9 protein-coding genes and 1 pseudogene are annotated in these 13,084 nt (G+C 76.1%); 7 read left to right on the top strand and 3 right to left on the bottom strand.

From position 1 onward, the window contains the following. The first annotated feature begins 51 nt into the window (after nucleotides 1-51). Nucleotides 52-2,049, top strand: a complete 1,998-nt coding sequence (locus ACPCUX_RS14055; protein ID WP_423389009.1) for a cytochrome c biogenesis protein DipZ — start codon at nucleotides 52-54, stop codon at nucleotides 2,047-2,049. A 183-nt stretch (nucleotides 2,050-2,232) separates the two neighbouring features. Further along, nucleotides 2,233-4,218 carry a LamG-like jellyroll fold domain-containing protein gene (locus ACPCUX_RS14050; protein ID WP_034653263.1) on the top strand — a complete coding sequence of 662 codons (1,986 nt, stop codon included), beginning with the start codon at nucleotides 2,233-2,235 and terminating at the stop codon, nucleotides 4,216-4,218. A gap of 58 nt (nucleotides 4,219-4,276) precedes the next feature. Here the strand turns inward: ACPCUX_RS14050 and ACPCUX_RS14045 are convergent, their stop codons facing one another. Then, on the bottom strand, nucleotides 4,277-5,761 hold the full coding sequence (locus tag ACPCUX_RS14045; protein WP_423389008.1) for a DUF4232 domain-containing protein: 1,485 nt from the start codon (nucleotides 5,759-5,761) through the stop codon (nucleotides 4,277-4,279). A 214-nt stretch (nucleotides 5,762-5,975) separates the two neighbouring features. On the opposite strand from ACPCUX_RS14045, the gene ACPCUX_RS14040 reads away from it, so the two are divergent. Beyond that, nucleotides 5,976-6,716, top strand: a complete 741-nt coding sequence (locus ACPCUX_RS14040) for a DUF2625 family protein (RefSeq protein WP_423389007.1) — start codon at nucleotides 5,976-5,978, stop codon at nucleotides 6,714-6,716. 19 nt (nucleotides 6,717-6,735) lie between these two features. Here ACPCUX_RS14040 and sigJ read toward each other — a convergent pair whose 3' ends face one another. Both sigJ and ACPCUX_RS14030 read right to left on the bottom strand, forming a co-directional pair. Further along, nucleotides 6,736-7,671, bottom strand: coding sequence for an RNA polymerase sigma factor SigJ (sigJ, locus tag ACPCUX_RS14035; RefSeq protein WP_423389006.1), 936 nt, complete (start codon nucleotides 7,669-7,671; stop codon nucleotides 6,736-6,738). Continuing rightward, nucleotides 7,668-8,438: an SDR family oxidoreductase gene (locus tag ACPCUX_RS14030; RefSeq protein ID WP_144721931.1), complete on the bottom strand. Its 771-nt coding sequence runs from the start codon at nucleotides 8,436-8,438 to the stop codon at nucleotides 7,668-7,670. Before ACPCUX_RS14030 ends, sigJ begins: the two co-directional genes overlap by 4 nt. Nucleotides 8,439-8,530: 92 nt before the next feature. Between ACPCUX_RS14030 and ACPCUX_RS14025 the strand changes: the two genes are divergently transcribed. From ACPCUX_RS14025 to ACPCUX_RS14010, 4 genes and pseudogenes are all read left to right on the top strand, one after another. After that, nucleotides 8,531-9,259, top strand: coding sequence for a GntR family transcriptional regulator (locus tag ACPCUX_RS14025; protein ID WP_168945279.1), 729 nt, complete (start codon nucleotides 8,531-8,533; stop codon nucleotides 9,257-9,259). Between the two features lie 29 nt (nucleotides 9,260-9,288). After that, a pseudogene (locus tag ACPCUX_RS14020) lies at nucleotides 9,289-10,803 on the top strand (MmgE/PrpD family protein); the annotation flags it as partial. A 98-nt stretch (nucleotides 10,804-10,901) separates the two neighbouring features. Then, nucleotides 10,902-11,819 (top strand): methylisocitrate lyase, encoded by a 918-nt coding sequence (gene prpB / locus ACPCUX_RS14015; RefSeq protein WP_021481996.1) that lies wholly within the window; start codon nucleotides 10,902-10,904, stop codon nucleotides 11,817-11,819. A gap of 79 nt (nucleotides 11,820-11,898) precedes the next feature. Beyond that, nucleotides 11,899-13,032, top strand: coding sequence for a bifunctional 2-methylcitrate synthase/citrate synthase (locus ACPCUX_RS14010; protein WP_423389005.1), 1,134 nt, complete (start codon nucleotides 11,899-11,901; stop codon nucleotides 13,030-13,032). The last annotated feature ends 52 nt before the right edge of the window (nucleotides 13,033-13,084 follow it).

Here is a 13,084-nt window from a genome sequence, read left to right as displayed (position 1 = left end):
CTCGGCGCGTGGCGGACCCATCCGCGAGGGCCGCCGGTCCGAACCCCGGGCATGGAGACGCTCATCGTCATCGGCCTGCTCGGCGGACTCATCACGGGGATCTCGCCGTGCATCCTGCCCATGCTGCCCGTCATCTTCTTCGCGGGCGGTGTGCAGGGCGCGCGCACGGGGGAGGCGCCGTCGGGCACCGCGGAGGCCGGGACGGGCGGTGTTTCCCCGGGGCTGTTCGCGGGCGTCCCGGACGCGGTCCGCGTCGGCGGTCGCCCGGCCGCGGGGCAGCGCGGCCGGGGCGGCGCGCAGCAAGCCGCCGGGGCGCGCGAGGTCCTGGCGCGGCCGACGCGCGGCGGGACGCTCGCCCTCGACCTGTCGACGGGGGACGCGGCGGAGCCCGCCGCCCCGGCCGACGGTGGCCCCGGTCGCCGCGCGACGCGGCGGACCACGCGCCGCTCGTGGCGCCCCTACCTCGTCATCGCGGGCCTGGTCCTCAGCTTCAGCGTCTTCACGCTCCTCGGCTCCCTCCTGCTGACCGCGCTCGGGCTCCCGCAGGACCTGCTGCGCTGGGCGGGCATCGTCCTCCTCGTCGCGATCGGCGTGGGGATGATCGTGCCGCGCGTCGAGGAGGTCCTGGAGCGGCCGTTCCGGCGGATCGCGGCGCTCGGGGCACGACGCGGCGCCGCCCGCCAGGACCGCGGGGCGTTCGTGCTCGGCCTCGGCCTCGGCGTGCTGTACGTGCCGTGCGCCGGGCCGGTCCTCGCAGCGATCACCGTGGCCGGGGCGACGGGGAACATCGGCCCGGGCACCGTCGCTCTCACGGTGTCCTTCGCGGTCGGTGCGGCGATCCCGCTCCTGGTCTTCGCGCTCGCGGGACGTCGCGTCGCGGAGCGGGTCCGCGGGTTCCAGCGGCACACGCGCGGCATCCGCGTCACGGGCGGCGTCGTGATGATCGCGCTCGCGGGCGCGCTCGCGCTGAACCTCCCCGCCGCGCTCCAGCGCGCCCTGCCCGACTACACGGGTGCGCTCCAGCAGCGGGTCGACGAGAACGACGCCGTGCGCGAGGCGCTCGACCTCGGCGGGCTCGTCACCGACGAGAACCGCGAGCTGTCGAACTGCTCGAACGGCGCGCCCGTGCTGGAGGACTGCGGCACCGCCCCGGAGCTGCGCGGCATCGACACGTGGCTCAACACCCCGGGCGGCGAGGCGCTGACGCTCGAGGGGCTGCGCGGCAAGGTCGTGCTCGTGGACTTCTGGACCTACTCCTGCATCAACTGCCAGCGCGCGATCCCGCACGTCAACGCCTGGTACGACCGGTACCGCGACGTCGGCGCGGGGTTCGAGGTCGTCGGGGTGCACACGCCCGAGTTCGCGTTCGAGCGCGAGACGCGCAACGTCGTCGCGGGCGCGCAGGACCTCGGCGTCACCTACCCCGTGGCCCAGGACAACGCGTACGCGACCTGGACGGCCTACCGGAACCGCTACTGGCCCGCGCAGTACCTCGTCGACGCCGACGGGACCGTGCGCCACATCCGCTTCGGGGAGGGCGGGTACGAGGACACCGAGCGCCTGGTGCGCGAGCTCCTCGAGGACGCGAACCCGGGCGTGGAGCTGCCCGAGCCCACCGCCGTCGGCGACACCACCCCGCAGGACGAGACGACGCCCGAGACCTACTTCTCCATCAAGCGCGTCGTGAACTACGCCGGCGAGCCGCGCTACGCCGCGGGGCAGCAGGACTTCACGCTCGCCGACGACCAGCGGCAGGACACGTTCTCGCTCGGCGGCACGTGGGACGTCGACTTCCAGGGCGCGACCGCCGTGTCCGACGACGCGCGCGTGCGTCTCGCGTACCGCTCGACCGACGTGTTCACGGTGCTCGGCGGCGAGGGCACCGTCATGGCCCGTGTCACGACGGACGGGCGGACCACGACCCGCGAGATCGACGTGTCCGGCAGCCCGACGCTCTACCCCGTCCTGGAGGGGGACGGCCCGACGGAGGGGATCGTCGAGCTCGACGTCCCGCCCGGCGTCCAGGTGTTCACCGCGACGTTCGGGTGATCGCGGGCCGGTCCGCGACCGGACGCCGGCGCCGCGCGCCGCGGTGTCGCAGGGCGGGTGTACATTTCCGGCATCTGCCGTGGGACGACCTGGTCGAGGACGACCGGAGCATGCGGCAAGCACCTCGCCGACGACGGCGAGCGGGTGATCGGGGGAGACGTGGGACGAACGACGCGGAGGACCGTGGGCGCGCTGCTGAGCGCCGTGCTGGCCCTCTCCGGCCTGACGGCGGGCGCCGCCGCGGCGAGCGCAGGACCGCTGCCGGCCGGTGTGGTCGGCGAGGACGGCGCGCGCGTCGTCCTCGCGGGGGACGGCGCCGCGCGGACGGTGCTGCGGTCGGCGCTGCCGCGGTCGGCGTCCGGGTACGGGTTCACGGGCGGGCAGGCCGTCGGCGGGTGCGACTCCGGTCTCCTGTGCGCGGTCCTGGGCGAGACCCGCGTCGCGTGGGACTTCACGGACGCGATCGGCTCGGCGGTGCCCGCGGGCGCGACCGTCACCGGGGCGACGCTCCGGACGTCGGGCGTGCAGGGTGCGCAGTGCCGTACCGCGCCGGTCACGGCGCACGGGGTGGGCGCGGTGGTCCGGTCGAGCACGTGGGCGAACCACGCCTCGACGTGGGGCGCCGCCGTCGCCTCGGCCGCCTCGGCGGGGCGCTGCGACCGCTGGGGCGCCGTGTCCTGGGACGTCACCGCACCCGTCGCGGAGGCGGTCGCGTCCGGCGGCCCCGTCGCGCTCGGCCTCTCCGGTGCACGGTCCGGGCTGGCGGTGCTCGGTGCGGGGACGGCGCTCGAGCTCGAGCTCGCGCCTGCCGCAGGGGCGACCGCGACCGCGCTCGGGACCGCGGACCCGGAGAGCGTGTGCGTGACGGGCGAGGGCCGCCCGGCCGTGCGGTCGAGCACGCCGACGCTCCGGGCGGAGCTCTCCGGCGAGGGGTCCGGGGCGTTCCTCGCTCGGTTCGCCCTGCAGGACGTCGCGACGGGCGCCGAGCTGTGGACGGCGGAGACGCCGCCGCAGTCCCCGGGGACGGTCGCATCGGTGGTGGTGCCATCGGGTCTGCTGCAGCACGACGGGGTGTACTCGTGGGAGGCACGAGCGGCCACGGCGGACGGCGGGGCCTGGAGCGAGGCGAGCAGCTGCGAGTTCGTCGCCGACCTCGTACGGCCCGAGCGGGAGCCCGTGATCACGCCCGTCGAGGGTGAGCCCGCGGTCTACCGGGAGGGTGCGACGGCCGGCGGTGTCGGCGTGCGCGGCGCGTTCGCGCTGTCCACCGACGAGCCGGGGGTCGTGGCGATCCGCTACTCGTTCGACTCGGACGCGCTCGACCGTTCGGCGGAGCCGGGCGAGCGGGTCGAGTTCACGCCGACGTCGAGCGGGAGCCACCGGATCTCCGCGCAGGCGGTCGACGCCGCCGGGGCGACGGGCCCGGTGCGCCTCTACCGGTTCTCCGTGACGAGCGCGGCGCCGGTGCGCTGGGCGTTCTCCGAGGGCGCGGGGCCGGAGGCGCGAGACGCCTCGGGCAGCCGCTCGCTCACGCTCGCCCACGACGGCATGTGGGGTCGCGGTTACCTCGCGGACTTCGGCATGGACCCGTCGGACGGTGCGCTCGTGATCGCCGACGACGCGTCCGCCGCCTGGTCCGGGACTCCCGTGGCGCCGACGGGCGGGGCCTTCTCCGTCGGGGCGACCGTGCGGGCCGACGCGACCGGGGCGACGCGAGCCGCGGTGAGCCAGGCGGGTGACCGGGCGAGCGCGTTCTCCCTGGGCGTGCGGCACGACGCCGCGTGCGGGACGGCGTCCGGCACGTGCTGGGCGTTCTGGACGGCGGACGGCGACGCCGACGGCTCGGCGTCGACCGTCGCGCTCTCGGGCGTCGACGTGAAGCCCGGGGCGTGGGTGCGGCTGACGGGCGTGCGGGACGCCGCCGCGGGTGAGCTGCGCCTCTACGTCTGCGAGATCGGCTCGGTGGACGACCCGGGCGCGGGCGAGACGACGCTCGCGGGGACCGTCACGACCACGAGCCCGGCCTGGCCGTCGAGCGGTGCGCTCCAGGTGGGTCGGGCGCAGCGCGACGGCACGTGGACGGACCACTGGCGGGGCGCGGTCGACCGGCTGTCGGTCGTCGACGGCGTGCAGTCGGGGAGCCAGATGGCTCGGGAGTGCCTGAGCTGACGCTCCCGGGGTCCGTCGGCAGTCCGCCGACGGACCCCGCAGCCCGCGTGCGTTCTCGTCACCCCGCCCGCGCGGGCGTCCACGACCCGACCGTCGCGGTCCCGCCGCCGAGCAGGTCGAGGCCGTCCCCGACGCCGGGGATCCCCGCGAGCCCGACGACCGACTCGGGGTCTCCCGGGTGCGGGGCCACGAGCAGCGTCGTGACGAGCGGCGGGTCGTCCGCCGTCGACCCGCCGCGCCACGAGAGCGCGGCCCAGGCGGTGGCGCCCGGCGCGAGGGTGATCGGGGCGAGGCCGTCGTCGTCCGGCTCGAGGAGCACGTCCGTCTCCGAGCCGTCGTCGGCGACGAAGCGGACCGCGGGCGCGCCCGCGAGGACGCACTCCGCGGTGCCGTCGTTGCGGGCCGTGACGGTGAGGAACCGGCGCCCCGCCGCGGCGTCGAACCCGAGGGCTCCGAGCGTGAGGTCGCCGGGGGCGCACGCGCCCGCGGGGCGCGTCCCGGTCGTCGGTGCGGCGGCTCCCGCGACGAACCCGGAGCGCGTCGCGGACGCGCCGCCGTCGGTCGAGCCGTGGACCTGGTACGCGAGGGTCGGGCCGGCATAGGCGGCGCCTTCGAGGGTCCGCGCGACCACGGCGGCGTCGCCCGAGGTGATGACGGTGAGCAGGGGTCTCGGCGGGAACGTGTCCCGCGCGGTCTCGTGCGCGACCTGCGTCACGCCGGGTTCCGCGGCGACCTCTCCGAGCAGGGTGAGCAGCGCGTCGTCGGGGACGGACTGCCCGCCGTCGTCGTAGGTGCCGACGGCGCCGCCGGCGACACCGAGGCTCGTCAGCCCCCGGCCCTCGGCACGGACGAGCGCGGCGACGCCGACGAGGTCGTCGGCCGTGCCGACGTCGACCGACGCGGACCCCGGGGAGAGGAACACGCGCCGCACGGGGTCGTGCGCGACGAGGCGCACGGCGTCGGCGACGGCGTCGGCCCCGAGGCGCTCGGGGCGGGGCTCCTCGGTGGCCGGGTCGACGCCGCGGTCCGTGTCCGCGCCCGGGCCGTGCGCGACGGCGAACGTCCCGCCGCCCGCGCCCGTGCCCTCGACGCGCAGCGACCAGGCACCACCGCCGGGCACGGCGGCGACGATCGCGCTCGCGTCGTCGGCGGTGCGCTGCGCCTCCTCGGGTGTCGGCAGCGGGCTGACCAGCGTGACGCGCGCGGACTCGCCCGCGGTCCCCAGGGCCTCCACGGCCGCGACGCCGGGCAGCGCCCGCAGCCGCGCCGCGACGGCCTCGTGGTCGCTCTCGGGGGAGGTCGGCGCGGGCGTCGCAGCGGGAGCGGGGGTCGTCGGGCCGACCGACGAGGTGGCCGGGGCGGGCTGCTCGGCCGCGGTGCGCAGCGCCGCCGGCCCGACGACGGCGGCCACCACCGCGAGGACGCCGCCCACGCCCGCGGCGGCCACCGCGACGAGGGGGCCGCGCCGTCGGGCCCGTGGCGGGGCCGTCCCGGCGCCGGGGTCGGTGGCGGGCTCGGGGGAGGGTGTGCCGTCGTCGTCCACGGCCGTGACCGTACCGGTCGCCGCCACCGCGCGGGGTGGCGCGCCGACGTCCTCCCCAGGGTCCGCCCGTCGTCTTCACCGTGCCAGGACCTACCCGGGCCGACGCGAGGGGGAACCGGTCTTTTCGGCGCATCGCCGGACGAGCCGGGCGCGCAGGGACCCCGCGCTTTTACCAGGACTCCTGCTGACGGGCAACATCTGGCATGATCCGGCCATGACAGTGCGGACGGCTGCGGAGCTCGCTGCGGTCGACGACCCGGCGTGGCCGACGCTCTCGCGCATGCTGGGTCGCGGCGGCGTCGAGGTCGTGCCCGCGCCCGCCTGGTCGCTCGAGGTCCTCTACCGGCTCCAGGTCACCGTCCGCTCGACCCTGGGCGCGCTCGCCCTGCACACCGGCGGGGTCCTCGTCGACGGCGGCTGGCTCCGGATCATCGGCGGGGGCGGGGCCGGGCTGCCGGACCTCGCGACCGTCAACGGCCTCGGCGAGCCGGGCGAGGACAGCGTCGCGCCGTCCGTCCTCGTCGTCGCGTACGACGTGCTCGGCGGCACGTTCGCGATCAACGGCGGCGGGCTCCCTGGCCCGCTCGGCAACGTCCACTACTTCGCGCCCGGATCGCTCTCCTGGCTCGACCTCGGGTTCGGCCAGGCGGCGTTCCTCGAGTGGTCCGTGAGCGGGGGGACCGCCGAGTTCTATGCGCCCGTGCGCTGGCCCGGCTGGTACGACGAGATCGGCTCCGTGCGCCTCGACGAGGGCCTGAGCGTCTACCCGCCCCTGTGGTCGGAGGAGGGGCGCGACGTCGCGCGGTCGTCGCGCACCCCGGTGCCGCTCGGCGAGCTCGTGGACTGGCACTTCGAGATGGCGGAGCGCATGGCCCCGGTCGACGACTACGTGCGCGACGCCGACGAGCACCTCGACGGCTACGGCGCCTGGCCCACCGACGGCTACCGCGCCTGAGCCCCGGTCACGCCCTGGGTCACGCCGGGTCCGCGTCGAGGAGGTCGGCGCGCACCGTCCTCAGCTTGTCGGGGTTGCGCACGAAGTCGAGCGCCGCGACCCGCCCCCCGACGACCGTGAACGCGATCACCGTGAGCACCCCGGTCCCGTCGCGCAGGAGCAGCCCGGGCGCGCCGTTGACGTCGACCGCGCGCACGGCCTCGGGCGGCCGGCGCAGGTAGCTGAGCAGCACGGGACCTGCCGTCCCCGCCCCGCGCACGGTGTGCCGCAGCGCCCGGACCTTGCCGCCGCCGTCGGCCCGCAGCACCACGTCGGGGTCGAGCACCGCGAGCAGGGCCGGCAGGTCGGCGTCGGAGCAGGCCGCGACGAACGCCTCGACGACGCGCGCCTGCTCGGCGCGCGTCGCGGTCCCGCGCGGCCGCCCCGCCTCCACGTCCTTGCGGGCTCGCGCCGCGAGCTGGCGGACGGCGGCGGGCGAGCGCCCGACGACGTCGCCCACCTCGTCGAACGGCAGCCCGAACACGTCGTGGAGCACGAACGCGACGCGCTGCGCGGGGGAGAGGCGCTCGAGCACGACGAGGAGGGCCATGCTCACCTCCTCGTCGAGCGTCACGCGGTCGGCCGGGTCCGTCGCGTCGACGGCGCCCGCGGCGACCGGCGACGCGGCGCCCGGGGTCGTCACGACCGGCTCCGGCAGCCACGTCCCGACGTAGCGCTCGCGGCGCGCCCGCGCGCTCCCGAGCACGTCGAGCGCGAGCCGCCCGACCGTCGTCGTCAGCCAGGCCGCGAGGTTGCGGATCGAGCCCGCGTCCTGGGTGCGCAGCCGCAGCCACGCGTCCTGGACGCAGTCCTCGGCGTCGGACCAGGAGCCGGTCGTCGTGTACGCGAGCCGCAGGAGGCGGGGGCGCTCGGCCTCGAACGCGCGCGCGAGGTGGTCGGCGGCCGGGCCGGTCACCGGGCCGCCGCCCGCTCGGCGTGCTGCGCGGCGAGCCAGTCGCGGAACGTCGTGGTGCCGCGCACGTCGGGCTGTGCGTCGGTGAGGCCGCCGGCGCGCAGCGCGCGGCCGAGCGCGCCGGGGAGCGGCACCCGGACGGGGACGGCGCGCGAGCCGGTGACGTCGCGCCAGGCGCGCGCCGCGTCCCGCAGGTCGACCACCTCGGGACCCGCGACGGTCGTGGTGCCGCCGAGCGGGTCGCGCACGGCGGCGTCGGCGACGGCGGCGCCGACCTCGGCGGCAGCGACCGGCTGGACCGGCGCGCGCAGCAGCGGCACGACGCCCCGGCGCGCCGCGGCCCCGAGCGTCCCGGCGACGAGCTCGTGGAACTGGGTCGCGGCGACGACCGTCCACGGCACGCCCCCGTCCGCGACCTCGCGCTCCTGCGCGACCTTGGCGGCGTAGTAGGTCATCGGCACATCGTGGCACCCGACCACCGACACGAGCACGTGGTGCCGCACCTCCGCGTCGCGCTCGGCGGCGAGCAGGCGCCGCGTCCCGTCGACGACCGCCGCGCGCACGTGCCGCAGCGACGTCGCGGTGTTGCTCGCGTCGACCACGACGTCGACGCCGTCGAGCGCCGCCGCGAGACCTGCGCCCGTCGTGAGGTCGACGGGGTGCTCCCGCGCGTGCCTGCTCAGCGCCCGCACCTCGTGGCCGCGCGCGGCCAGCCGCGCCACGACGTGCCGACCGACGGTCCCCGTCCCACCCACCACAGCGATCCTCATGCCCGGACGACGACGCGGCGCCCGCCGATGTGACATCTCTGCCCCGTCGAGAGTTGTATACAAGTGCGCAGGACGTGTGGCACGATGGCCGGGTGACGACGACGCCCGAGCTGCGCACCGCCGTCGGGCCGTCCGCGGCGCCCGGCGACGCGGGCCTCGCGCGCCGCCAGTCCGGGGCCCGCGCGGTCTACGACCTGCTGCGCGGCCGCATCATCGACGGTTCCCTCGCGCCCGACGCGCGGCTCACCGAGCCCGTGCTCTCCGCCGAGCTCGGCGTCTCGCGGACCCCGGTGCGCGAGGCGCTGCGGCTGCTCCAGGCCGAGGCGCTCGTCGTCGAGCTGCCCACCGGGGGAGTGCGCGTCGCGCCGCTCGATCTCGCCGACGCGCGGCGCGTCTACGACGTGCGCGCCCGCCTCGAAGGCCTCCTCGCCCGGGACGCGTGCGAGCGCGCCACGCCCGACGACGTCGCGCGGCTCGCGCGCCTCGTGACGCTCATGGACGCGGTCCGCGACCACGAGGACGAGGTGCTGCGCATCGGCGCCCAGTTCCACGGCGAGATCGAGGCGCTCGCCGACAACCGCTGGGGCTCGGCGCTCCTGCGCCAGATCCGCGGCCACGTCGACCGGTACCGCGCGCTCGCGGCTCGCCGCCGCGTGGGCACCACCGACCACGTCGACGAGCACCGCGCCGTCGCCGACGCCATCGCGAGCCGCGACGCCGCCGCCGCCGAGGCGGCGATGCGCGCCCACATCGAGCGCAGCGCCGCCCTCGCCGAGCAGTCGCTGCGCGGCGCGGGGTCGGCGACCGACGACCTCCCCTGACCACCGCCCACCGCACGACGGAGACACCGATGCCGTACACCCACCACCTGCGCGTCTACCCCAGCGCTGAGCCGCTCGACCGCACGGACCAGCTCGCGTGGAAGCTCGCCGAGCTCGCGACCGACCCCGTCGAGGTCACGCCCGAGGTCGTCGACATGGTCGTCAACCGGGTCATCGACAACGCCGCGGTCGCCGCGGCCAGCCTCACGCGCGGCCCCGCGGTCGCGGCGCGCGGCCAGGCGCTCGCGCACCCCTACACCCCGGGGTCGACGGTGTTCGGCTGCGACCTCGAGACCCGCACGAGCCCCGAGTGGGCGGCCTGGGCGAACGGCGTCGCGGTGCGCGAGCTCGACTTCCACGACACGTTCCTCGCCGCCGAGTACTCCCACCCGGGCGACAACATCCCGCCGATTCTCGCCGTCGCGCAGCACGCCGGGTCCGACGGAGCCGCCGTCGTCCGGGCGATCGCGACCGGCTACGAGATCCAGGTCGACCTCGTGCGCGCGATCAGCCTGCACCGGCACAAGATCGACCACGTCGCGCACCTCGGGCCGTCGGCCGCCGCAGGCATCGGGACGCTGCTCGGCCTCGACACCGAGACGGTGTTCCAGGCGATCGGTCAGGCCCTGCACACGACGACGGCCACCCGCCAGTCGCGCAAGGGCCAGATCTCCACGTGGAAGGCGCACGCCCCGGCGTTCGCGGGCAAGGTCGCGGTCGAGGCGGTCGACCGCGCGATGCGTGGCCAGACGTCGCCCGAGCCGATCTACGAGGGCGAGGACGGCGTCGTCGCGTGGCTGCTCGACGGCCCGGACGCGGCGTACGACGTCGTGCTCCCGGCCCCCGGCGAGCCGAAGACGGGGATCCTCGACACGTACACCAAGGAGCACTCCGCGGAGTACCAGTCGCAGGCGCTCATCGACCTCGCCCGCGCGCTGCACGACGAGCACCCGTGGCTCGCCGACCCCGAGAACGTCACGTCGATCGTCATCCACACGAGCCACCACACCCACTACGTCATCGGCTCCGGCGCGAACGACCCGCAGAAGTACGACCCGACGGCGTCGCGCGAGACGCTCGACCACTCGATCCCCTACATCTTCGCGGTCGCGCTGCAGGACGGCGGCTGGCACCACGTCGACTCCTACACGCCCAAGCGCGCGGGCCGCCCCGACACCGTCGCGCTGTGGGCCAAGGTCACGACGGCCGAGGACCCCGAGTGGACGCGCCGCTACCACTCGACCGACCCGGCGGAGAAGGCGTTCGGCGGGCGCGTCGAGATCGAGCTGGCCGACGGCGGCCGCCTCGTCCGCGAGATCGCCGTCGCCGACGCGCACCCGCTCGGCGCGCGGCCGTTCGGGCGCGAGCAGTACGTGCACAAGTTCCGCACGCTCGCCGCGGGCGTCCTCGAGGACGCCGAGATCGAGCGCTTCCTCGACCTCGCGCAGCGGCTCCCGGAGCTCACGCCCGCGGAGGTGCGCGAGCTGACGATCGTCGGGCGGCCCGGTCTGCTCGACTCCGTCCCCACCCCGACCGGCCTGTTCGAGCTGGGGCGCGACGACGCCCCCGCGCACCCCGAGGTCGAGGGCGACGGGTTCACCATGCACGAGGCCGACGAGACCACCGAGGGAGAGGCGCGCTGATGCTGTACAGCCAGGTGACGCCGTCGGACAAGCGGCGCGCGTTCCGCGCGGCGCTCGACGCCGCGGCGACCACGGGGGAGCCGCTGCGGCTCCCGGGCGCGTTCAACCCGCTGTCCGCACGCCTGATCCAGGACAAGGGCTTCGAGGGCGTGTACGTGTCGGGGGCCGTGCTGTCGGCCGACCTCGGCCTGCCCGACATCGGCCTCACGACCCTCACCGAGGTCGCGGGGCGCTCGCAGCAGATCGCGCGCGTCACGGACCTGCCCGCGCTCGTCGACGCCGACACCGGCTTCGGCGAGCCGATGAACGTCGCGCGCACCGTCCAGGCGCTCGAGGACGCGGGCGTCGCGGGTGCGCACGTCGAGGACCAGGTCAACCCCAAGCGGTGCGGCCACCTCGACGGCAAGGAGGTCGTCGGGCTCGACGAGGCGGCGAAGCGCGTGCGGGCGGCCGCCGACGCGCGCCGCGACCCCGGCTTCCTGATCATGGCGCGCACCGACGTCCGCGGCACGGTCCCCGGCGACGCCGGGCTGCGCGCCGCGATCGACCGCGCCAAGGCGCTCGTCGACGCGGGCGCCGACGCGATCTTCCCCGAGGCGATGAAGGACCTGTCGGAGTTCGAGGCCGTCGCGTCGGCCGTGGACGTGCCCGTGCTCGCCAACATGACCGAGTTCGGCAAGTCCGAGCTCTTCACCCGGCGCCAGCTCGGCGACGCCGGCGTGCGGCTGATCATCTACCCCGTCACGCTCCTGCGGGTCGCGATGGGCGCCGCCGAGCGCGCGCTCGACGAGATCGCCGCGACCGGCACCCAGGCGGGGCAGGTCGAGGGCATGCAGACGCGCGCACGCCTCTACGAGCTGCTCGACTACGCCGCCTACAACACCTTCGACGAGGGCATCTTCACCTACCGGCCCTGACGACCGTCCGGTGCCGCGCGCCCGTCTGCCGCGGCACCGGCATCTCCCCGCGACCCGTGCTGCACGAAGGAGTGACCGCATGACCACCACCGCACCGACCACCGACGCGCCCGAGATCCGCAAGGGCCTCGCGGGCGTCGTCGTCGACGTCACCGCGATCTCGAAGGTCAACCCCGAGACGAACTCGCTCCTGTACCGCGGCTACCCGGTGCAGGACCTCGCCGCCCGCCGCAGCTTCGAGGAGGTCGCGTACCTCCTGTGGCACGGCGAGCTGCCCACGCCGGAGCAGCTCGCCGAGCAGACCGCCGTCGAGCGGGCGCACCGCGCGCTGCCCGGCCACGTGCGCAACGCGATCCTCGAGCTCCCGACGACGTGCCACCCCATGGACGTCGTCCGCACCGCGATCTCCCAGCTCGGCGCGCACGACCCCGACGCCGAGGACTCCTCGCCCGAGGCCGAGCAGGCCAAGGCGGTCCGCCTGTGGGCCGTGCTGCCCGCCGCGGTCGCGCTCGACCAGCGTCGTCGCCGCGGCCTCCAGCTCGTCGAGCCGCGCGACGACCTCTCCTACGCCGAGAACTTCCTGTGGATGACGTTCGGCGAGGAGCCCGATCCCGCCGTCGTGCGCGCGTTCGAGGTGTCGATGGTGCTGTACGCCGAGCACTCGTTCAACGCGTCCACGTTCACGGCGCGCGTCATCACGTCCACGCTGTCCGACCTGCACTCCGCCGTGACGGGCGCCGTCGGCGCGCTCAAGGGCCCGCTCCACGGCGGCGCGAACGAGGCCGTCATGGCGACGTTCGCCGAGATCGGCACCGCCGACCGCGCCGCCGCGTGGCTCGACGACGCGCTCGCCCACAAGCGCAAGATCATGGGCTTCGGGCACCGCGTCTACAAGCACGGCGACTCGCGCGTCCCCACCATGCGCGCGACGCTCGACGACCTCGTCGAGCACTACGGCCGCCCGGACCTCCTCGAGCTCTACACCGCGCTCGAGACCGCGATGACCGAGCGGAAGAACATCCTGCCGAACCTCGACTACCCGGCCGGCCCGGCGTACCACCTCATGGGCTTCGACACCCCGATGTTCACGCCGCTGTTCGTCGCGTCGCGCGTGGTGGGCTGGAGCGCGCACGTCATGGAGCAACGCGCCGCCAACGCCCTCATCCGCCCGCTCAGCCAGTACGTCGGCCCTGAGCAGCGCGACCTCCCCTGACCCTGCCCCTTACTCCCGGCCCTGCGTCGAAAAGGTGGTCCTGGCGCGTCCC

It is taken from the genome of Cellulosimicrobium sp. AB352 (assembly GCF_049538415.1).
GTDB classification, from domain to species: Bacteria; Actinomycetota; Actinomycetes; order Actinomycetales; family Cellulomonadaceae; genus Cellulosimicrobium; species Cellulosimicrobium funkei.
The sequence above is the reverse complement of the archived record's forward strand: the minus strand, read 5'-3'. Positions and strand labels throughout refer to the sequence as shown.